Source organism: Bradyrhizobium sp. B120 (genome assembly GCF_049075665.1).
Lineage (GTDB): Bacteria > Pseudomonadota > Alphaproteobacteria > Rhizobiales > Xanthobacteraceae > Bradyrhizobium.
The window spans coordinates 517,447-538,669 of record NZ_CP185242.1; the positions used below are offsets into that span (position 1 = coordinate 517,447).

Annotated in this window: 20 protein-coding genes and 1 tRNA gene; 13 read left to right on the plus strand and 8 right to left on the minus strand. The window is 65.0% G+C overall.

What is annotated here, in order from left to right:
- Window positions 1-4: 4 nt before the first annotated feature.
- Window positions 5-1,072, minus strand: coding sequence for an acyl-CoA dehydrogenase family protein (locus tag ACOIX3_RS02370; RefSeq protein ID WP_420968221.1), 1,068 nt, complete (start codon window positions 1,070-1,072; stop codon window positions 5-7).
- 382 nt (window positions 1,073-1,454) lie between these two features.
- On the opposite strand from ACOIX3_RS02370, the gene ACOIX3_RS02375 reads away from it, so the two are divergent.
- On the plus strand, window positions 1,455-2,216 hold the full coding sequence (locus ACOIX3_RS02375) for an N-acyl homoserine lactonase family protein (RefSeq protein WP_420968222.1): 762 nt from the start codon (window positions 1,455-1,457) through the stop codon (window positions 2,214-2,216).
- Between the two features lie 104 nt (window positions 2,217-2,320).
- Entirely contained in the window at window positions 2,321-3,103 is a 783-nt protein-coding gene (locus ACOIX3_RS02380) for an SDR family NAD(P)-dependent oxidoreductase (RefSeq protein WP_420968223.1), read from the plus strand.
- 198 nt (window positions 3,104-3,301) lie between these two features.
- On the opposite strand, the gene ACOIX3_RS02385 is transcribed toward ACOIX3_RS02380, so the two are convergent.
- Complete coding sequence (locus tag ACOIX3_RS02385) at window positions 3,302-3,580, minus strand: GlsB/YeaQ/YmgE family stress response membrane protein (protein ID WP_229171179.1); 279 nt, start codon at window positions 3,578-3,580, stop codon at window positions 3,302-3,304.
- Window positions 3,581-3,616: 36 nt separating this feature from the next.
- A complete protein-coding gene (locus tag ACOIX3_RS02390) occupies window positions 3,617-4,225 on the minus strand; it encodes a YidB family protein (RefSeq protein WP_420968224.1) in 609 nt (202 codons plus the stop codon).
- Window positions 4,226-4,391: 166 nt separating this feature from the next.
- Between ACOIX3_RS02390 and ACOIX3_RS02395 the strand changes: the two genes are divergently transcribed.
- Genes ACOIX3_RS02395 through ACOIX3_RS02405 form a run of 3 tightly spaced genes read left to right on the plus strand, consistent with a single transcriptional unit; the run spans window position 4,392 to window position 6,104 of the window.
- Window positions 4,392-5,399, plus strand: coding sequence for a 2-dehydropantoate 2-reductase (locus ACOIX3_RS02395; RefSeq protein ID WP_420968225.1), 1,008 nt, complete (start codon window positions 4,392-4,394; stop codon window positions 5,397-5,399).
- 56 nt (window positions 5,400-5,455) lie between these two features.
- On the plus strand, window positions 5,456-5,659 hold the full coding sequence (locus tag ACOIX3_RS02400; RefSeq protein WP_420968226.1) for a hypothetical protein: 204 nt from the start codon (window positions 5,456-5,458) through the stop codon (window positions 5,657-5,659).
- A 22-nt stretch (window positions 5,660-5,681) separates the two neighbouring features.
- The gene (locus ACOIX3_RS02405) at window positions 5,682-6,104 is read left to right on the plus strand and encodes a CAP domain-containing protein (protein ID WP_420968227.1); all 423 of its coding nucleotides are present in this window, start codon (window positions 5,682-5,684) and stop codon (window positions 6,102-6,104) included.
- Window positions 6,105-6,210: 106 nt separating this feature from the next.
- Here the strand turns inward: ACOIX3_RS02405 and ACOIX3_RS02410 are convergent, their stop codons facing one another.
- The 3 genes from ACOIX3_RS02410 to ACOIX3_RS02420 form a co-directional block, all read right to left on the minus strand.
- Window positions 6,211-6,867 (minus strand): hypothetical protein, encoded by a 657-nt coding sequence (locus ACOIX3_RS02410; RefSeq protein WP_420971955.1) that lies wholly within the window; start codon window positions 6,865-6,867, stop codon window positions 6,211-6,213.
- Window positions 6,868-7,080: 213 nt separating this feature from the next.
- A complete protein-coding gene (locus tag ACOIX3_RS02415) occupies window positions 7,081-8,178 on the minus strand; it encodes a helix-turn-helix transcriptional regulator (RefSeq protein WP_420968228.1) in 1,098 nt (365 codons plus the stop codon).
- Window positions 8,179-8,371: 193 nt separating this feature from the next.
- Window positions 8,372-9,022 carry a TetR/AcrR family transcriptional regulator gene (locus tag ACOIX3_RS02420; RefSeq protein WP_420968229.1) on the minus strand — a complete coding sequence of 217 codons (651 nt, stop codon included), beginning with the start codon at window positions 9,020-9,022 and terminating at the stop codon, window positions 8,372-8,374.
- Between the two features lie 85 nt (window positions 9,023-9,107).
- Between ACOIX3_RS02420 and ACOIX3_RS02425 the strand changes: the two genes are divergently transcribed.
- From ACOIX3_RS02425 to ACOIX3_RS02445, 5 genes are all read left to right on the plus strand, one after another.
- On the plus strand, window positions 9,108-10,613 hold the full coding sequence (locus ACOIX3_RS02425; protein ID WP_420968230.1) for a flavin-containing monooxygenase: 1,506 nt from the start codon (window positions 9,108-9,110) through the stop codon (window positions 10,611-10,613).
- Between the two features lie 121 nt (window positions 10,614-10,734).
- Window positions 10,735-10,811 (plus strand) — tRNA-Arg (locus ACOIX3_RS02430).
- A gap of 173 nt (window positions 10,812-10,984) precedes the next feature.
- On the plus strand, window positions 10,985-12,394 hold the full coding sequence (locus tag ACOIX3_RS02435) for a UbiA family prenyltransferase (RefSeq protein WP_420968231.1): 1,410 nt from the start codon (window positions 10,985-10,987) through the stop codon (window positions 12,392-12,394).
- 32 nt (window positions 12,395-12,426) lie between these two features.
- Window positions 12,427-13,782 carry an FAD-binding protein gene (locus ACOIX3_RS02440; RefSeq protein ID WP_420968232.1) on the plus strand — a complete coding sequence of 452 codons (1,356 nt, stop codon included), beginning with the start codon at window positions 12,427-12,429 and terminating at the stop codon, window positions 13,780-13,782.
- On the plus strand, window positions 13,782-14,528 hold the full coding sequence (locus tag ACOIX3_RS02445) for an SDR family oxidoreductase (protein ID WP_420968233.1): 747 nt from the start codon (window positions 13,782-13,784) through the stop codon (window positions 14,526-14,528). Before ACOIX3_RS02440 ends, ACOIX3_RS02445 begins: the two co-directional genes overlap by 1 nt.
- Here ACOIX3_RS02445 and ACOIX3_RS02450 read toward each other — a convergent pair.
- A complete protein-coding gene (locus ACOIX3_RS02450) occupies window positions 14,509-15,762 on the minus strand; it encodes a glycosyltransferase family 87 protein (RefSeq protein WP_420968234.1) in 1,254 nt (417 codons plus the stop codon). The genes ACOIX3_RS02445 and ACOIX3_RS02450 overlap by 20 nt on opposite strands.
- Before the next feature lie 301 nt (window positions 15,763-16,063).
- Here ACOIX3_RS02450 and ACOIX3_RS02455 point away from each other — a divergent pair, with 301 nt between their 5' ends.
- The gene (locus tag ACOIX3_RS02455) at window positions 16,064-16,822 is read left to right on the plus strand and encodes a tetratricopeptide repeat protein (RefSeq protein WP_420971956.1); all 759 of its coding nucleotides are present in this window, start codon (window positions 16,064-16,066) and stop codon (window positions 16,820-16,822) included.
- Window positions 16,823-17,352: 530 nt separating this feature from the next.
- On the opposite strand, the gene ACOIX3_RS02460 is transcribed toward ACOIX3_RS02455, so the two are convergent.
- On the minus strand, window positions 17,353-18,066 hold the full coding sequence (locus tag ACOIX3_RS02460; protein WP_420968235.1) for a hypothetical protein: 714 nt from the start codon (window positions 18,064-18,066) through the stop codon (window positions 17,353-17,355).
- 322 nt (window positions 18,067-18,388) lie between these two features.
- Between ACOIX3_RS02460 and ACOIX3_RS02465 the strand changes: the two genes are divergently transcribed.
- Window positions 18,389-19,933, plus strand: coding sequence for an aspartate ammonia-lyase (locus ACOIX3_RS02465; protein WP_420968236.1), 1,545 nt, complete (start codon window positions 18,389-18,391; stop codon window positions 19,931-19,933).
- A gap of 199 nt (window positions 19,934-20,132) precedes the next feature.
- On the plus strand, window positions 20,133-21,221 hold the full coding sequence (locus tag ACOIX3_RS02470; RefSeq protein WP_420968237.1) for an FAD-dependent oxidoreductase: 1,089 nt from the start codon (window positions 20,133-20,135) through the stop codon (window positions 21,219-21,221).
- The last annotated feature ends 2 nt before the right edge of the window (window positions 21,222-21,223 follow it).

Consider the following 21,223-nt stretch of genomic DNA (forward strand, 5'->3'; position numbering starts at 1 on the left):
GATCTCAGCGCGAAGCCACCAGCGGCCACAATTCGTCGGCGCCACGCTCGGCGACGAGCTTGCCGAGCTCGACTGCCCAGTAGCTCTCCGAGCCGAAATCGTCACGCCACGCCAATGCGCGCAGCGAATAGCGGTGCAGAATGTGCTCGTTGGTGAAGCCGATCGCGCCATGTACCTGATGGGCGATGCCGCTGCCTTTCTCGGCCGCTTCCGAGCAACGGATTTTTGCCGCCGCAGCTTCGAGGAACACCGCGTCATTGTCGAACGACTTGGCGCTGGCGATGGTGTCGGCCGCCGAGGTCGCGGCGGCCAGCGCCGCGGCGGACTCGCCGGCGAGGCGGGCGAGGTTGTGCTGCACCGCCTGGAACTTGGAGATCTTCTTCTCGAAGGCGACGCGTTCGTTGGAATAGCGCACCGAGATGTCGAGCATCGCTTCCAGGGAGCCAGCGATCTGGAGCGAGCGCACCACGCCGCCCATCAGCATCAGTGTGGTCTGGTCAAAACCATCAGGCGCCGATTTGGTCGCGACCGGCTGCACCTTGTCGAGCGTGACGGTGTCGTTGTGGTCGCCGCCGAGCCCGATGCCGGATTCGATCCGGCACTTCGTGGCGTCGACCAGCGCGATCGAGATGCCGTCCTTGCTGCTCGCCAGCACCGCGAAATGTTTTGCGTCCTTGGCAAACGGCACGCCGCGGGCACGGCCGGAGAGCGATCCGTCGGCGCCAACCGTGACGCGGTCCTTCGGGCTCGCGGGGACAACCGTCATCTCGCCTTCCGGGGAGCTGATCTTGCCTTGCGTCAGCAGCCAGCCGGCCAGCATTGTTTCGGCCAGCGGAACAGCGATCGCATGCCGCCCGGCGACGTTGAGGACGCTGAAACCTTCCGCGAGACTGGCTCCGGAACCGCCGAGATCGTCGGGCACCCAGGACAGCGGCAGGCCGGCTTCGGTCAGCGCCCGCCACAGCGGCGCCTTCCATGCGCCCTGCTTGTCGTGATTGATGGTTTGGGCATCCGCGAGATCGGCGAAAATCTTTTCCGCGGTCTCGGCGACGATGTTCTCACTCTCCGCCACAGCGTTCCTCGTGTTGATTGGCTTGGGGCTCGCCGTTCGGCCGGCCCTGCTTGCGATGATGTCTTGCGCTCAATGATGCGGAAAAGCCATAGCCGTGACAAGCGTTGCCCGCAGGGCCACTTGCACGGATGGCATGAAGCCGGACCGGGCGCATGAATTCCGCATAGTGAACTTTCGACCGCCTCGGTTTGTATGCCACGCGCGGAAGCAAATTGGGCGGCGACATGCGTTCAGTCCGCCAGATGAAACTCGATCGCCCACTGCGATCGGCGGCAGGTTCGGGCCGACGACGCCCGCGCCCGGCGTGACCGGGTCGAGCGAGAAGCATATGAGTTCTGATGAACTCATGCTTAGCTTGAGGCCGGGATCGGAGGTGGCTTGCATGAAGATGCATATGTTGTCGGGCGGACGTCTGCGGATGTCGAGGCGGACCTATCTGCCTGATGCGGCACGCGGCGAGATGATCGATCTGCCGGTGTCCTGCGTGCTGTTGCGGCACACGCAGGGCAATGTGCTGTTCGACACCGGATGCCATCCCGATGTCGCGACCGATCCCGAAGGGCGGCTCGGCACGCTCGCCAAATACATGCAGCCGATCATGCCGGCAGACGATCATGTACTGACGAGCCTGAAGGCGGTTGGCCTTGGCCCCGACGATATCGACGTGGTGATCTGCTCTCACCTGCACACCGATCATTGCGGCTGCAACGCCTTCTTCAAGATGGCGACGATCTTCGTTCACGCGCTCGAGGTCGAGGCCGCGAACGCGGATAACGCGCTCGATCGCGGATACATCAAGGCGGATTGGGATCATCCGCTGAAGATGGAAATCTTCGACCGGCAGATGGATGTGTTCGGGGATGGCAAGCTGACGCTGGTGCCGCTGCCGGGACATTCGAAGGGGACGACCGGCGCGCTGGTCAAGCTGGATCAGAGCGGCGAATATTTGCTCGCGTCCGACGCGCTCAGCGTGCGCGCCAATCTCGATCAGCGGACCTCACCGAGGAACAGCCTCGACGTCGACCAGTTCCTGCACTCGCTCGACGAGATCGCGAGGCTCGAGGCATCCGGCGTCAAGATCATCTGCGGTCATGACGATGCACAATGGGCCGGCCTGCAAAAGGGCCCGAACGCGTATATGTGAGGCCCTGTCCGTGAGGTCTTGGCGCGGTTTGCAGATGGCATCCCGCGCGATATGGTATGCCGCCGCCGGAGTTCATCTGGCTCACAACAACAAGGAAAATGCAGATGTCCAAGGATGGTTTGTGCGCGATCGTGACGGGATCGGCATCGGGCCTCGGCGCCGCCACCGCGCAAATCCTCGCCACGCGGGGCGCGCGCCTCATCATCAACTATTCCAACAGCAAGGCGGAAGCCGAGGCGACCGCGGAAGCCTGCCGCAAGCAGGGTGCCGAGGTGCTGGTGGTGCAGGGCGACGTCTCGCGCGATGAGGACTGCAAGAAGATCGCAGCCGCCGCGCAGGGCTGGGGCCGCCTCGACGTGCTGGTCAACAATGCCGGCACCACCAAGCATGTGCCGCATCACGATCTCGACGGCCTGACGGCGGAGGATTTCCAGCGCATCTATGCCGTCAACACCATCGGCCCGTTCCAGATGGTCCGTGCCGCGCGTGCGCTGCTCGAAGCCGGCGCGAAGGCATCCGGTCTTCCGTCGGCGGTGGTGAACATTTCCTCGGTCGCCGGCATTTCCGGCGGCGGTTCGTCGGTCGCCTATGCCGCGAGCAAGGGCGCGCTCAACACCATGACGCAGTCGCTGGCGCGCGCGCTGGCGCCCTTGATCCGCGTCAACACGGTGTGTCCGGGCTATATCGATACGCCCTGGTTCACCAAGGGTCGTGGCGAGGCGGGCGCCAAGCAGGTGCGTGATACCGTGGTCGCGCGCGTGCCGCTGAAGGTCGCGTCAACGGCCGAGGATATCGCCAACCTGGTCTGCTTCCTGGCGAGCCCGGCGTCGAGCAACATGACCGGCGAATTCGTCCGCATGGACGCCGGCATGCATCTCATTCAGTGAGCTAGCCGCCCACGTCGTCGGAGTGATTGCAGAAACGAAAATGCCCGGGCATGGCCCGGGCATTTTCATGTTGATACAGCTTTGTGCTTATTCCGTCATTCCGGGGCGATGCGCAAGCATCGAACCTCAGGTGCGCAATTGCGCGCCGGGGAATCTCGAGATCCCGGATTCGATGCTTCGCATCGCTCCGGGATGGCGTCACTTGTTTCCTAAATCCGGGATCACGCGCGCCGCGACCAGCCGGTTCCAGATGAACAGCACCACCAGTGCGCCGATCGTGGCGGTGATGAAGCCGGCGCCCTGTTCAGGACCGTAATGGCCGATGGCCTGGCCGATGAAGGTCGCGAGAAACGCGCCGGCGATGCCGAGCACGGTGGTGAGAATAAAGCCGCTTGGATTATTCGGTCCCGGCGACAGGAGCCGCGCGATGATCCCCGCGACAAAACCGACGATGATGACCCAGATGATGCCGCCCATGACTGTCGTCCTCCTCAGATGGAATCAACGCTGGCGCTAAAGCCGGCCGTTCAGCTCGTCGCCGCTCGGCAGCCGGCCGTCCGGCGTCAGATGATTGATCGCGTCGGGCAGATACTGGCTCAGGCCCTGCAGCAATTGGTCGCGCGACATGCCGCTCTGCGACGCCAGCGAGTCGATCTGGTCGGCGCCGAGCGCATTGGCGAGATCGCCGGGCGCGATCTGCTTGTTGGGGCCGTTGCTGACCCAGGAATTGGCCGTGTCGCCATGGCCCTTCTGCTGCAATTGGCTGAGCAGATCGCCGAGGCCGCCGCTGAGCACGGTGCCGGCTGCGCCGCCGGCGAGCAGGCCGCCAAGGCCGCCCTTGAGCAGATCACCGAGCCCGCCACCACCGGCGCCGCCGGGCAGGCTCGCGGTGACGTTGCCGGGGAGCGACGGCGCCTGCGCCGGTGTCGGCTGAGGCGCGGTCGCGCCCGGTTGGCCGCCGGAGAAATGCTTGACCGCCTTCCAGGCCAGCAACGCCAGGATGGCCATCGTCATCGGCGACATGCCGCTGCCGCCGCCGCTTGAGCTGTCGGATGGGGTGCTTGGCGCGCTTGGACCGCGGGGGCCGTTCTGCATGCCGTTGAGTACGTCGAGTAAACCCATGATCGTCTCCTGCCGCAACTGTGCCCCGAGCCGGAAACATAGCTTCCGGCCATGACGGTTACAAGGCGGGCCACCCGGGCGGCGGCGCGTGGAAATAGGCAGGCAACCCCAGGTCTGCTATCGAGGTCTGCTATCGAGCCATGATGATGAACGGACGTTTAGCCAGATGAGCGCGGACCGGCCGATCGGCATCGCGGGCGCCGGAAGCATCGGTTGCTTCGTCGGCGGCATGCTGGCTGCGTCCGGCCGCCGCGTCGCGCTGCTGGCGCGGCCGCGGCTGATCCAGGAGATCGCAGGCAACGGCTTGCGGGTCAGCAGTTTCGACGGCTCGGAGCGGATGGTATCCGCGGACCGGCTCGTTCTGTCCGACGATCCGTCGATCCTGCGCGACGTCGAGACAGTGCTGGTGACGGTGAAGAGCGCCGATACAGCCGAGATCGCCGAACTGATCGCACGCCACGCGGCTGCCGATGCCGCCGTGATCAGCCTGCAGAACGGCGTCGGCAATGTGCCGCTGCTGCGCGATCGCCTGCCGGGCCGCAAGGTGCTCGGCGGCATGGTGCCGTTCAATGTGGTCGCGCTCGGCGACGGCCGCTTCCATCGCTCGACCTCGGGCGACATCGTGATCGCGCAGGACGATGCCGGCACCGCGGAACGGCTCTCGGTGCCGGGCCTTGCGATGAAGGCGACCTCCAACATCGATGGCGTGCAGTGGGGCAAGCTGATCGTCAATCTCAACAACGCGCTCAATGCGCTGTCCAATGTTCCGCTGCGGCAGCAGCTCGCACAGCGCGGCTGGCGACAACTGTTCGCCGATCAAATGGTCGAGGGTTTGGCCGCGATTCGCGCCGAAGGGATTGTGCCGGTGTCGCCGACGCCGCTGCCTTCGAGCTGGATGCCGGCATTGTTGCGGCTGCCGGACGCGCTGTTCGACATGCTGCTCGGCCGCACCATGAAGATCGATCCCGAAGCGCGCTCGTCGATGTGGGAGGATCTGCAGCGTGGCCGGCGCACCGAGATCGACTATCTGCAGGGCGTGATTACCGCGATCGCGGATCGCCGCGGCCTCGAGGCCCCGCTGTCGCGCCGCGTCATCGCGCTGATCCGCAAGGCGGAGGCCGACGGCAAGGGCTCGCCGGGGCTGACGCCGGAGCAGGTTCGCGATGGGCGCTGACCGTGAGCGCCGACGATCGTCTGGCATAGCGTTCGGATAACCGAGGAGGTGACATCATGAAACGATCCTGCATCATGCTGCTCACGCTTGTTGCCCTTGGCTTCGGCCCGGTGCGCGCGGCGCCGCCGACCGTGACACCTTCGCCGGGCTATGACGCGCGTTTGCAGGAGCAGCGCGCGGCGGCGGCGTCGAGCCAATCGGTCAGGCCTGCGCGCAAACCGGTTACGCATCGACACCACAAGCGCGATCGCGCGCACTGATCCATTGCAGAGAAGACCTCAGATGAAGTTGCTGTTCCTCGCGCTCGCCGTCGTGCTCGGCATCACGACGGCTGCCGACGCCGCCGACTATGCCGGTTCGATCAGTGCCTACCGGCGCGCCAACCATATGCCCGCGGTGAAGCTCGACGCGAAGCTGAATGCGATGGCGCTGAAGCAGGCGCAGGCGATGTCGGCGACCGGATCGGTCAGCCACTCCGCGGGCGGCAGCTTCTTCACCCGCATCGCGCCGCTGAAGAAGCAGCGCGCCGCAGAAAATATCGGCGCCGGCTTCATCGCCTTCGCCGAGATGCTGAAGCAGTGGGAGAACTCGGCGGGGCATCGCGAGAATCTCTTGATGCCGGGCGCGAAACGCGTCGGTGTGGCCTTCGTCGACAATCCCAAGTCGCCGTACCGCCGGTTCTGGGCGATGGTGATTACCGATTGACCATAGCGTTTTCGAGCGAACTGGACGCCAGTTCGAAGAAAACGCGTCAAAACAAGAATCCAGAGCGCTTCGGTTCTGATTCAATCAGAACCGAAGTGCTCTAGCGTCAGTTTCGCTTCGCGAGCTTGGTCGGCGGCGGCGATGCCGGCGTAAACAGCTTCTTCAGATCGTTCAGTCCGTCGGAGAGCCGCGGCCAGTCGCAGGAGAACGTACCCTTCACGCAACTCGCCGCCTGCGGCCGTACCCTGGGAAGAGGGGCTGCAGCACCCCGCGGCTTGACCGGCCGTGCGACCGGGGCCGGGACTTTCTCCGGCTCGTTGTGCACTGGCTCGCTGTGCAGCGACGCCTGCTGAAGCTGTGGCGGCCGCACCTGCTGCTTTTCCTGCCGCTCGAGCTGCTTGGCATTGAACGCCGCGACGATGCTGGAGCGGCGCTCTTTCTCGAGATAGCCGGTATATTCCTGGTCGATCTTCCTCTGCTCGTCCGGCGTCGGATTGGGGCCGGCGATGTCGAAGCTGCGGTCCTGCATGAAGTCGTAATAGGTGTAGCCGCCGCCGGGCTTGCGGCGTCCGGCAAACTTGGCATTGCAGTCGGCGAGTTGCGCGGTCTTGTCTTCTTTGGACTTCGCCTTCTCGGCGAGGTCGGCGCAATCCTCAAAATCCTTCGGCGCGCTCCGCCACCATTGCGCGTGCGCGCTCAACGGCGCCAGCGCGAACGCGGCGACAAAAGCGGCAACAGCCAACGTCGATGATCGTGATGGCATCACGGACATTGCAACCAAATCCGAACGACACAGAGTAGTCAGATTGTCGCCATTTTAGTGACGCTTGTCACCCAGGAACCCGACGATTTCCCTGACTTGTGGAATGACGCTCATGGCGCTGTGTCTGATGGAACACAGCCGTGCGGTATTGGAATATCTATCGAATTCTCATTCGAGCGCGACTGAACATCCGAACAATTCGCCTCGAATCGTTCATTTCACCCGGTGCAGCAATGCGACGAGTTCCGCCTGCCGATGCGTGCCGGTCTTCTGGAAAATCGTCTTGAGCTGATTGCGCGCGGTGGCAAGGGCAATGCCGGCTTCCTGTGCGGCCGCCTCGACCGAATCGCCGCGCGCAAGTCGCGTGGCGAGGCGCGCCTGGGCCGGCGTCAGCTCGAACGCCGCCGCCAGCAGCGCCTGATCGAATGCGGCATTGCCCTCGAGATCGCGGATCAACAGGATCGCGCGCGCGCCCAGGAACGGTGAGCGTGCGGCGGGAGGCACCGGCTGCATCTGGATCACGATCGGCCGCTTGTCGATCCTGCGCACCACGATCGGCGATGTCGGGAGCGGATGCAGGTCCGAGCTGTGGGCCAGCAGATCGATCAGCCTGGTCAGGTCGGTATTGGCCTGCCGGTCGAGCAGGGTGAGGCGGTTGTTGCGGATCGCAAGGTCATGGCCGAGGCAGGCTTCCGCCTGGCTGTTCATGCCGATGACGGCGCCGAAGCGGCCGACGGCAATCGCCGCGACCTGGATCAGGTCGAGCGCACTGGTGATGCCGGAGATCGCGGAGCGGCCGACGACGGTGGAGAGCGTCGCGGCTTCGGTGAGCCGCGCCGACACGCGCGAGAGCGCCTTGACCTCGTCGGTGTCGAACATGCCTTCCTTTGGCGTGCGCTGGATACTCAGCGCCCACAATGCCGGGCCGGCGCGGAAGCCGATCCCCGCGAACCATTTCAGCCCGAACTCGCCGAGCGTGGCATAGAGCGGGTCGCGCAGCATCTCGGTTTCGCCGCCGAACAGGTCGGCGTCGGTGATGACGTTGGTGCCGGCCAGCATCAGCGGCACGCCGCGTGCCGCGCGAATGTCGGTGAGATGAAAATTCTGCGGGAAGTAGGTCTTGGTGAAATAGTCGGTGATCGATTGCGTGCGCGGAATGTCTTCGGTGCGGATATCGCTCTGAAGCATCGCAGCCCCGGTCGCGCCGACGGCCGCGCAGACCTCGTCCATGAAGGACGGCCAGGTCGCGGGATCGAGAACCACGTCGCCAAGGCGCGCGGTTACGTCGTCCAGCCGGTGCACGTCGACCAAAGGCTCAGCTCCGCCTGATGTTGATTTTGTTGTTTCACAGGACGAAACAGGTCGAACCTGTTGCTCCCGGTACCGTGCATAAGAAAGCCCGGACCGCCAGATATGCAAGTTAAATCAGCGGCGCGGCCGAAGGCCGGGCCCGCAAACCCGGACGAAACATGATCGAAAATCGGCGAGGGGTGCGAGCCCGCCGCTACAGCAAATGCAGATCCCGGCGGCGATCGGCCTCGGTCAATGCCACGCGGCAGAAGCCGGCGGCGATCGCGACGACGTCCTCGACGGCTTGCGGATATTGCTTCGAGACCCAGCGCAGCGCGATCGAGATGACCGCGCCGACCATGCCGATCGAGAGCAGCGTGGCGGCCGCGGCCTTGTCGCCGTGTTTGGGATCAAGCGTCGGCGGCACCAGGATGTCGCTGAAGACGCGCAGGGCGTCGAGCTTGACGGCATCGACCGCCGGACTGATTCCGGAAATCTCGAGCAGGAAGACCCGCGCGGGCTTCGGGTGCTCCTTCAAACGGGTGAAATACAGCGTCAGCGCGGCGCGCAGCCTCATCTCGGCATCGCCGCCGGCGGCCGCCGCGGCCGCCGTCATCTCCTCGTGGAGGTGGCCGACGACGTGGTTGTAGGCGGCGATCAGCAGGGCTTCGCTGTTGGCAAAGGATTCGTAGAAATAGCGTTCGGTGAGCTCGGCCGCCTCGCAGATCGCCTTCACGGTGGCGCCGCGATAGCCGACCTCGCCATAGACCTCGATCGCCGCATCGATCAGCTTCAGCCGCCGCTCGGCGCGGCGTTCCTCGGCATCCATACCGCCATAGAGGCGGGCTTTCCGGCTGCTTGCCATGAAATGTGTATTGACACGAGCCATTGTCAGATGTCAAGTTATCTGACAATAAGGATTGTCAATTCTGCCGCGGGAGGGTCAGGGCATGTCTGCTCATTTCGACGTGTTGATCGTGGGTGCCGGGCTGTCGGGCATCGGTGCCGGCTATCATCTGCAGACCAACTGCCCGGACCGCAGCTACGCCATTCTCGAAGGGCGCGATTGCATCGGCGGGACCTGGGACCTGTTTCGCTATCCCGGCATCCGCTCCGACTCCGACATGTACACGCTCGGCTACTCGTTCCGGCCGTGGACCGAACCGAAAGCGATCGCCGACGGTCCGTCGATCCTGAATTATGTGCGCGAGACCGCGCGCATGTACGGCATCGACAAGAACATCCGCTTCGACCACCGCGTCGTGCGTGCCGACTGGTCGTCGGCCGACTCGCAATGGACGGTCGAAGTCGAGCGCGGGCCGGAGAAGACGATCGAGCGGCTCACGTGCAGCTTCCTGTTCATGTGCAGCGGCTACTACAAATATGAGCACGGCTACACGCCTGACTTCCCCGGCATCGCCGATTTCGCCGGCCGCGTCGTCCATCCGCAGAAGTGGACCGATGACATCGACTATGCCGGCAAGAAGGTGGTGGTGATCGGCAGCGGCGCGACCGCGGTGACGCTGGTGCCGGAAATGGCCAAGACCGCAGCCCATGTCACGATGCTGCAGCGTTCGCCGACTTATGTCGTGGCGCGGCCCGACGAGGACAAGGTCGCCGACTGGCTGCGGGCGCGGTTGCCGGCCAAGCTCGCTTACGGCCTCACGCGCTGGAAGAACGTGCTGTTCGGCATGTATTTCTACCGGCTCTGCAAGCGCGATCCGGAGCGCGTGAAGAAGCTGATCCTCGGCGGCGTGCGCCACGCGCTCGGCCCCGATTACGACGTCGCCACCCATTTCACGCCGAGCTACAATCCGTGGGACCAGCGGCTCTGCCTGGTGCCGAACGGCGATCTCTTTCAATCGCTGCGCAGTGGCGGCTCGTCTGTCGTGACCGACCAGATTGAGAGCTTCACGCGTGGGGGCATCAAGCTCAAGAGCGGCAATGTGCTCGACGCTGACGTCGTGGTGACCGCGACCGGCCTCGATCTGCAGGTGCTCGGCGGGCTCGAGATCAAGGTCGACGGCGTGCCGGTCGATCTGTCGAAGACCATGAACTACAAGGGGCTGATGTATTCGGGCGTGCCGAACCTCGCCGCCGCCTTCGGTTACACCAACGCGTCCTGGACGCTGAAATGCGACCTGAGCTGCGAATATGTCTGCCGCATGCTCAACCACATGAAGGCGAATGGCTACGCGCAAGTGACGCCGCGGCGGAACGATCCGACGGTGACCGAACTGCCCTGGGTGGATTTCTCCTCGGGCTATATCCAGCGCGCCGCCGCCAGGTTCCCCAAGCAGGGCTCGCGTCGGCCGTGGCGGCTTTACCAGAACTATGCGCTCGATATCGTGACGCTGCGTTTCGGTTCGCTGAAGGATGAGGCGATCGAGTTTCTGCCGCCGCGCCGGGCCGGCGCGGCGAATGCCGCCGCGAATCCGGCCCGGCAGGTGGCGTAGCGCGCGCAGCGCCGAGGTCAGCGCAACTTCGCGCACGCCCGATATGGCGCGGGCTGGCGATCATTCGGCACCTCTGCTATGGGGATGGAGACGCCCGCATGTTTCGGCTTACGGGCGGTGCGGTCCCGTAGCTCAGCCGGATAGAGCGACGGTTTCCTAAACCGTAGGTCGGAAGTTCGAGTCTTCCCGGGATCGCCATTTTTCGCCTGGCTGCGCCTGCGCCATGGGCGCCCTCTTCACCTCTCATCGAAGCCGCAACGGCCTCTGCGCAACGGGCCCCGGCCCGGCCTGCGGGCGTCAGCCGCCTCAGTTCACCCCAAATTAGGGAAAGCCCGGGACAATGGGGAGGGGGCCACCGGAAGACCGCGCGCATGCGAGCCAGCGTTCCAGAACGGGTTGAAGAGGGCGGCAGCGACGCCGTTCGCGATCCGCTGCGCTCGAAGGGCCGGCCGCTTGTCGTCGATGTCGACGAGGTGATGATTCCCGGAAGCTCCTTCCCGGCGGATATCGCTTCCGAGATCACAAGCCGCTTTCGCGCCGTCACCACGGCGATTGCCACCGCTTTCGGACTGGCAGCGCGTATTGCCGATACATCGGGCGTGAATCCATCCCGCGCGCGGTTCGAGCACGACGCTGTGACCTTTCTCTTGCAGGTGCTGGGCGAAGGCCGCCCGGTCTATCTCTGTTCGGAAACCCATCCCGAGCCGTTCGTCAGCGCCGTTGCCCAGCATCTCGGCGTCTTCACGGCCTGGGCTGCCGCTTCGGGCGGCCGTTCGCCGGCTTCGCGGAGCGACGACCTGCCGCCGGTGCTCCGGCAGGGCTTCGACTACATCGGCAGCGAAGCGGTTGCGCTGCCCGGCTTCGCGTCACGCGTGGCGCGCCCCGGTCGAGCCGCCCCGGCTGCACCCGCGCCGGCCGGTGTGCGCAGCTGGCTGAAGCTGCTTCGGGTGCATCAATATGCGAAGAACGCCCTCGTGCTGGTGCCGCTGCTGACCGCGCATAAATTTGCACCGGGGTCGGCGGCGACGTCGCTGTTTGCGGTGATCGCATTCTCGCTCTGTGCGTCGGCCGCCTACATCCTGAACGACATTATCGACATCAAGGCCGACCGCGCCCATCCGGCCAAGCGCAGCCGTCCGATCGCAAGCGGCGCCATCGCGGCGACGCAAGCTGCGGGTGCGATGGCCCCCGCGCTGGTCGCCGCGTTTGCGATCGCATTGTGCATATCGGTCGCCTTCGCCGGCGTCCTGCTCGGCTATTTCGCGCTGACCACCTCCTATTCGCTGTGGCTCAAGCGCATCGCGATCGTCGATGTCGTCGTGCTGGCGACGCTTTACACCGTCCGCGTGATCGGCGGCGCGGTCGCGATCAGCGTGCCGATGTCGGAATGGCTGCTGGCGTTCTCGCTGTTCATCTTCATGTCGCTGGCGCTGGTGAAGCGCCACATCGAGCTCGCGAGCCAGCCGGACGGCGCGGTGCTGGCGGCGCGCGGTTACCGGATCGAAGACAAGTCGATGGTCGCGATCCTCGCGGCCGCGTCGGGCTTCAACGCCGTCGTGATCTTCACGCTCTACATCTCGTCCGATACGGTTCGCGCGCTCTACAGCCATCCGCAGCTGCTCTGGGTCTGCTGTCCGATCCTGATGTACTGGATCGGCCGCGTGATGCTGTTCGCGCAGCGCGGATTGATCGATGATGACCCGGTGATGTTCGCGCTCCGGGATCGCGCCAGCTGGGTCGCGCTTGGCGCGATCGGCGTCATCATGCTCGCCGCCATCTAGCGATGCCGGTGGCTGCCTTGCCAGGACGCGTGATGGCGACCTCCGATCCGGGCGGAATTCGGCTCTCCGGCTGGGGCAACTATCCCAAGGTATCGACCGAACTGCTGGCGCCGCCGACGCCTGCGGCCGCACGCGATGATCTGCTCGGGCGGTCCGGTGTCATCGCGCGCGGAGCGGGACGCGCCTATGGCGATGCCGCGATCGGCACGCAAGCCACGATCTCGTCGCGCGGCCTGAACCGGATGCGAAGCTTCGATGCCGCAACGGCCCAATTAACGGTCGAAGCCGGCGTGACCATCGCCGACATCCTTGCCGCGTTCGAGCCGCGCGGCTTCTTCCTGAAAGTCGTGCCCGGCACGAAATTCGTGACGGTCGGGGGCGCGATCGCAGCCGACGTTCATGGCAAGAACCACCATCGCGACGGCGGCTTCGGCACCATGGTCGATTCATTTCGCCTCGCGCTGCCGGGCGGTGAGATCGTTTCCTGCTCGAGGTCGGGAAACGCTGCGCTGTTCGCGGCGACGCTGGGCGGCATGGGCCTGACCGGCATGATCCTCGACGCGACACTGCAGCTGCTCCCGATCGAGACGGCCTGGCTGCGGCAAGACACGCGCGTCGCCGGCAATCTCGACGCGGCGATCGATCAGTTGGAGGGCAGCGCGTCCTCGACCTATTCGGTCGCGTGGATCGATTGCCTTGCCCGCGGCGCGGCGCTCGGACGCTCGCTGGTCTATCTGGCCGAGCACGCGACGCGCCGCGACATGGAGATGCTGGGGCCCGGCCTCGCGCCGTTCCCCAGCCCTCGCACCCAGCGTCTGTCGGTGCCGGAGCTGTTTCCCGGATGGCTGCTCAATCGCACATCGATGCGGGTGTTCAACGAGCTGTATTTCCGCCGCGGCGCGGCGCATCAGGGCGAGCCGCGGCTCGTGCATTGGGATCCCTACTTCTTCCCGCTCGATGCGATCTCCGATTGGAACAGGATCTACGGCCGGCGCGGCTTCGTGCAGTATCAATGCGTGATCCCGCTCGAGCATGCCCGCCGCGTGCTTGCCGACATCCTCGATAGGGTATCCCGGCGCGGCGATGCGTCGTTTCTTGCCGTGCTCAAGCAGCTCGGCGATGGCGGCGGGCCGATGTCGTTTCCGCTGCGCGGCTACACCCTGACGATGGACTTTCCCGTCAGCGACACGCTGTTCGCGTTTCTTGACCAGCTCGACGCGCTGGTGGTCGATGCCGGCGGCCGGCTCTACCTCGCCAAGGACGCGCGGCAATCCCGCGCGACATTCGAATCCGGATATCCCGGCCTTGCGGCCCTGCGGGACATCCGCCAGCAGACCGGGGCGACCACGCGCCTTGTGTCGCATCTTTCAGCACGGCTTGGAATTTGATGACCGGCACAAAATCAATTCTGGTGATTGGCGGCAGCTCGGATATCGGGCACGCAACCGCGCTGCGTTATGCAAAGGAGGGGTGGCGCGTGACGCTCGCCGCCCGCGATCTTGCGGCCGCGCAGCGCAACGCCGACGATATCAGGACGCGAGCTGGCGTCGAAACGACGGTTCTACCGCTCGACGTGCTGCAGACCGGGCAGCTTGCCGGCTTCGTCGCAGGCCTTTCCGTGCTTCCGGACACCGTCGTGTGCGTTGTCGGAGAGCTCGGCGATCAGCTGCGGGCCCAGACCGATCCCGAGCTTGCGACGACAATCCTGCGGACCAATTTCGAGGCACCGAGCCTGCTGCTCGAACGGTTTGCGCAAGCCTTCGCGGCGCGCGGCTCGGGAACGATCGTCGGGGTCAGCTCGGTCGCCGGCGATCGCGGGCGGGCGTCGAACTACTACTACGGCGCGGCCAAGGCCGGCTTCACGCAATTCCTGTCCGGCCTGCGCAACCGACTGGCGCTCGCGGGCAAGGTCCGCGTCGTCACCGTCAAGCCCGGATTCGTGCGCACCAAGATGACGGCGCATATGAAGCTGCCGGCGCCCCTGACCGTGCAGCCGGAGCGGGTTGCGGAGGATATCTACCGGGCCGACGTGACGAGGCCGCGGGACGTGATCTATGTGGCCAGACGATTTTGGCTGGTGATGACGATCATCTGCGCGCTGCCGGAGGCGATCTTCAAGCGGATGCGCATCTGACGGTCGATCCACTGACCGCTTCCGTCCCTGAGCTGCGCAGCAGCACAATTCCGACAACGAGCGCGATCAGCGGAACGATCGCGAAGCCACCGATCGAGAGCGTGCCGAGCGACGGCTCGCCCGGGTGAGCGGTCGTCATCTGTGTCGCTTGCAGGTAGCCAAACGCTCCGATCGGAATCGGCAAGGCGTAGATGATGCCCCGTTCCCATTCACGCGCGCTCGCCAGCAGCGCCGGCAACAGCAGCGCCAGGCCGACACTGAAGATCAGAAAGTCGTAATCGTAAGCGTAAGGGCTGATGCAGACCGACACGATCGCGACGAGGCCGAGGCGCTCGCGCGCGGGCATCGCCCGGAAGGCGGCGATGAGAACGACGGCAAGCGCCAGGACCGCAACAGTGCCTTGGGCAACAAACGCCGCCGACGCGGACATCCCTGCCGTTCGCAACGCGGCATAGATCGAGATCATGCGATGCATCGGGTAATTTCCTTGCTCAAGGAACACCGACGAGTCGCGTACGCTCTGCAGGAACGCGCTCCAGATCTCCACGCCGAAAACCGCCGTGCAGATCGCTGAGCTGATCAGCACGACGGCGGCCGCAGTTATCACCACGATCCAGGACCGCCGCAGCACGGCGTAGACCGCGAACGCGATCGCGAGATGCGGCTTGATGATCATCAGACCGAGGGCGGCCCCGGCGAGGGCCGGCCGCTCTTCAATAAACAGGCAGACCATTCCGATCAGCGCGGCGGTCAGCAGGCCGTTCTGTCCGCAGGCCAGCGTGATCCCGATGGTCGGAAAGAACACGATGAGCACGAGCACAAAGTTCTCGCCTGCGAGGCGGCGCAGCACGGCAAGGTAGAGCGTCAGCGTCGAGGCGGCGAACAGCAAATAGGCAATCCCGACCGGGATCAGCGCGAACGGCGCCAGCAGCAGGCTGAACTGCGGCGGGTAGGTCCACGACATGAAACCTTCGTGCCCGCCCGATGCCTCCCTCTGGATGACGATGAGCTTCGCGAACTGATAGGCCTCATCCACGGTGCCCAGCCACACCAGCTTTGCGGTGATGTAGAAGGCGGCAAAGTCGACGAGCTCGCGGCCATGCCCGAGCCCGACTTGAGCGAGCCACACCGCCTTGAAGACGATAGCGACGGCCAGGAGCGCGAGGATTCCGCGGATATAAGCGGTCCGCTTCGACGTGGTCGACCGAATGGCTTCGAGGGTAGTTGCGAACATCAAGCCGGGCCCTGTTTCGGCCGTTCAGGCTAGGTCGAATAGGTTAAACAGTCGAAAAATCGGGCGGGAGAGCGTTGTTGGGCCTAGCCGCAGGAAGGCATCACATCGGCCCGTGCGGGCGTTGCCGGAGCCGGGCGGTATCTCGGTGCAGGGGTGCGACTTTCGCTGGAGCTCCGTCGGCCGCAGTGATAACGGCTGGGAAAACCATCTCATGACGGGCCGCATGCCGAAACCTCCGCCTCCTTCCCATCGCGGGCCCAGCCCACCCCCGGCTCTGCAACGCGCCATGGTCGCGTTGCAGATGGGGCAAGTCGTCGAAGCCGAGCGGCTGGCGGCGGAGGTGTTGAAGGCAAACCGGACCGATGTCGGCGCGGCCACGATCCTGGCACGGGCGCTGATGGCCCAGAGGCGCAACGAGGAGGCGATCGCGCCGCTCGAGCGTGCCACGCGCCGTGTCGAGGATCCCGGCCTCGAAACCCTGCTCGGCGCGGCACTCGGCGGCGCCGGTCGCCGCAGCGAGGCGATCGATCTGTTGCGGCGGACCATCGCGCGGCGGCCGCCGTTCCTTCCCGCATTTCAGGAGTTGGCAGGGCAATTGGCCGCGGCCGGCCGCTTCGACGAGACGGTTGCCGTCATCGATGGCGCGCTTGCTCTCGCGCCCGCGAGCCTCGAATTGCAGCTTTTGCTCGCGCAGATCCTGCCCCATCGCAATGAGCGCGGCCGCGCGCGCGAGATTCTGGAGAAGCTCCGCACCGTGGCGCCGGGCCATCCCGATATTCTGGCCGCGCTCGCGCGCGTGCTGCTGCTCGATGGCGAATACGCGGCTGCGGCGGATCTCTACCGCCAGGTGCTGGCGCAGCGCCCCGACGATCCGCTGACACGGACCAGCTTCTCCGCCTGTCTTCTGGAAATGGGCGACCGCGCTGCCGGCGAAGCCAATCTACGTTTGGCGTTGCGCGGCCGGCCGCAAATGATCGGCCGCACCACGTCCGCGCTGGCCATGGCATCGCACGGCCGCTTCTTCTTCCGTCCGAGCGCAGCTGCGAAGTTTCTGAGCTAGGCAAAGCTCGGGCAAATCATGTCGCGAGACTGTGGGTGTATCGCTCACAAGCGGCGCAACACACCCGGTGTCGTCCCTGCGAAAGCAGGGACCCATAACCACCGTTAGTCGTTGTTGTGCGATCGTGGAATGACGAGTCCCGTTCACAATTCGGGCCGCGGAGTATGGGTCCCTGCTTTCGCAGGGACGACGCGTGGGAAGAGAATTGCGTCTTCACTCCGGCGTCATTGCCCCGCAGAAAGCGGGCGATCCAGTACGCCGCGGCTTCTCGATCAAGCTGCGCCGCCTCTGGAATACTGGATCAGCCGCTTGCGCTTGCGCGGGTGATGACACCGAACTTGCTCAGGACCGCGGCACACACTCGACGTCGTCCCTGCGAAAGCAGGGACCCATAACCACAGCTAGTCGTTGTTGTGCGATCGTGGAATGACGGGTCCCGTTCACAATGCGGGCCGCGGAGTATGGGTCCCTGCTTTCGCAGGGACGACGAGTGGAGGGAGGCGCGCCGCAGCGCGTCTCTTGCGCCCGCGCTACGTCCGAAACTGGCGGCGATAGAGTCCGGGCTCGCGGGCCATCCGGTTGGACAGTTCCTGTGCGCGCGATGTTTCATCCGGCGTCATCGCCGCGGTCTGCGCGACCCAGTTTTCGCGCTTCACCGGGAAGCATTGCGCAACCGGCGTGCCCTTGGGCAAGGTGCCGCTGAAATTGGTGTCGTGCCAGCGCGCCGGGAAATGAATCCAGCTGTCGTGAAACTGATCGCAATCGACCATGCCGGTCAGCGTGGTGAACGGCAGGTCGAACCGATTGACCGGATGCGTGAAGAACAGCGAATAGCCCGCCGGCGCCTCGATGGTCCACAGATTGACGAACTTGATCACGAAGCGGTCCTGTTCGAACAGCGGTGAGCCGATCACCTGGCTTTCGTCGTGGAATCCGACCGGCGAGCGCGGGAATTCGAGCACGCCTCCGGACGGCAGGTCGTTGTCCCATGTCATCTCGCCATTCTCGATTTTGAGATCGCAGATCAGCGGCATCAGGAAACCCGACGTCATCGCATCGATGAATGGCGGGCAGCGCTTGACGGTATCCTCCTCGCGATTGCTCATCGCATTGAAGGCCTGCGTCGGCATCGCCTTGAGCCATCCGGGAAGACCCAATGACGCAGGCACCGGCGGCGGAATCTTGCCCTCGAGCTCCGCTGGGCAGCGGAATTTGATGGTCATCGCTTCGTTGTTGCTGGACACGGCTTTGGCCCTTGGTTCGTTCGGTATCGGCAGCGCCCTTGCGCCAGTCGATGCTGATCTAGCACGCGATGACGGGGCGGAGAAAGCAGCCGCATCGCGCGCGGGGCGAGGTGCGGCCCTGAGCTATAAGTTGTTGTTATCATGACGGATAAGGTAACCCCTCAATTTCGCGTGTCGCGCGCAGGCCGATCCCGTTTTGATGCGTCTTTCCATTCGTCGATGTGCAAGACTTTGCCGACAGGCATTGGCTTTCGATGCCTGTCGGGCGCATCATGGCTGGTGTCGCTGACGACGAGATTTGCAGCAGGTAACGGAGGGACTGATGGCCGAATCGAAGGTTGAGACCGCCAACACTGCGGGCGCCGCGCCACCCTCCGGCGACAGCGGCGGCGTCAGCGAGCTCGCGATCGCGACCGTCCGCACCGTGCCGATCGAGCAGGCGCAGTCCCGCACCGAGCACGATCTGCTCGGCGACGACGATGTGCCGGCCAATGCGCTGTGGGGCATCCACACCAAGCGCGCGGTGGTGAACTTTCCGATCACCGGCGTGCCGGTCGGCCATTTCCCGGAATTCGTCCGCGCGCTGGCGCTGGTGAAGCAAGCGGCCGCCCGCGCCAATAAGCGCCTGGGCTATCTTTCGCCGGAAAAGGCCGATGCGATCGACAAGGCCTGCATCCAGATCGCGACCGACAAGGTCTATGCCGAGTCCTTCGTCGTCGATGCGATCCAGGGCGGCGCCGGGACCTCGACCAACATGAACGCCAACGAGGTGATCGCCAACGTCGCGCTCAAGCTGATGGGCAAGAAGCCCGGCGATTATCACACGCTGCATCCGAACGACGACGTCAACATGGCGCAGTCGACCAACGACGCCTATCCGACCGCGTTGCGGCTCGCGGTGATCTTCGCCACCCAGCCGCTGGTGCGTGCACTCGATGACCTTGCCTATGCCTTCAAGGGCAAGGCGGTGGAGTTCGCCGATGTCCTGAAGATGGGCCGCACTCAGCTTCAGGATGCGGTGCCGATGACACTCGGCCAGGAGTTCGACGCCTTCCACGCCACTGTGAAGGAGGACGTCGCCCGGTTGAACGAGATTTCAGGCCTGTTCCGCGAGGTCAATCTCGGCGCCACTGCGATCGGGACCGGCATCAATGCCGATCCGCGTTATGCAGCGCTTGCGGTCGAGGAGCTGTCGCGGCTGTCGGGCCAGCCGATGGTGCTGGCCTCGAACCTGATCGAGGCGACCTCCGACCTTGGCGCCTTCGTGCTGTTCTCCGGCGTCTTGAAACGCGTCGCGGTGAAGGTGTCGAAGATCTGCAACGACCTCCGCCTGCTGTCGTCGGGGCCGCGTACCGGCATCGGCGAGATCCGGCTGCCTGCGGTGCAGGCCGGCTCGTCGATCATGCCCGGCAAGGTCAACCCGGTGATCCCCGAGGTGGTCAACCAGGTCGCCTTCCTCGTGATCGGGCACGATCTCACGGTGACGATGTGCGCCGAGGGCGGCCAGCTCCAGCTCAATGCGTTCGAGCCGACCATCGGCTATTGCGTGCTGAGCTCGCTGCGCATGCTGACGGCGGCGATCGATACGCTGACCAAGCGCTGCGTCGACGGCATCGAGGCCGACCGCGAGCGTTGCCGCAGCCTGGTGCAGGGCTCGATCGGCCTGATCACGGCGCTGGCGCCGGCGCTCGGCTATGAGGCCTCATCGCGCGTGGCGCGCCGCGCGCTGAAGGAGAACCGCTCGGTCGCCGACATCGTGCTGGAGGAGAAGCTGCTGACCGAGGAGCAGCTCAACCAGCTGCTCGAGCTCGAAGCCATGACCCGTCCCGCGCGCCGCCAGCCCGTGCCCAAGTTGAAGGAAAGTTGAGAGCAGGCGTTACGGAGCCCGCCCGGCGAACATCCATTTGACCTTTGCAGGACGGACGCGCCGGCCGCATGCCGACGCGTCCGCGATGGCGCGCTTTTGTGAAGCCGGTCACACGTGCATTGGAGATGCATGATACGATGAAGCAACTTTAGATAATCGATTTACCGCGCTCGCGGCATAGGGAATTGCGAGGTTTGCCATGGCCACGCCTAACCTGCCGACGCCAGATTTCGCCTTCGATCCCGATCAGCCCGGCGCCTGCATTGCCGGCGTGCGGCCTTATCGCAACGGATCGTACCGGCTCGATGCCGAAACCATCTCGCAGAGCTTCATCGTGCATAATTACGGCCATGGCGGCGCCGGCATCACGCTGAGTTTCGGCTGCGCCGCGAAGGTCCGCGACATCGTCAGGGATCATCTGGCCGCAAGCCGTGGGGTCACCGAAGCCGCCGTGCTCGGCGCCGGCGTGATGGGTCTGACCGCCGCGACATTGCTGCTCGATCTCGGGCTCAAGGTCACAGTCTATTCCGATCGCGCGCCGCTCGAGACCACCTCCGCCAAAGCCGGCGGCCAGTGGGCCGTCTCGGTGGTGGAATTCGCCGGCAAGGAGCGCGAACTCACCGACATCATCAAGAGCGCCTATCGTGCGTTCAAGGATCGGATCGGGCAGGGGTTCGGCGTGTTCGAGCGGCCGAACTACACCGCGACGCGCGCGCACAATCTCGACATCGTGCTGCAACTTGCGCCCGGCCTGCCCCCGCCGCGGCAGCCGCTGCAGCGCTTGCCGTTCGCGCACCACACCAGGGCCGGCTTCGTCTATCAGACCCTGCTGATTGAGCCGCCGGTCCTGCTCGCCAGGCTGAAGGCCGACCTCGACCAGCGCGGCGTCAGCTTCGTGTCGAAGCGGTTCGTCAACCGTTCCGATATCCTGGCCAGCGTGCCGCAGCCGATCATCGTCAACTGCACCGGGCTCGGATCGATGACGCTGTGGAGCGACACCAAGATGATGCCGATCAAGGGACAGCTTGCGCTGCTGCGGCCGCAGCCGGCGCTGCAATATCTCTACGGCCAGAACGGCTACCTGTTCCCGCGCAGCGACCACGTCGTGATCGGCGGCACCTTCGAGCCCGGCGTCAACAACGAGACTCCGGACAAGGCGGTGTGCCAGGGCCTCGTCGATCACATCGCCTCGCTGTTCGGCAAGGCACCGGCGAGGCCGCTGCCCGACATCCATATCCACAACCCCGTCCACGCGCCGATCGTCAACCCGGCGATTCCCGAGGTCTGAGG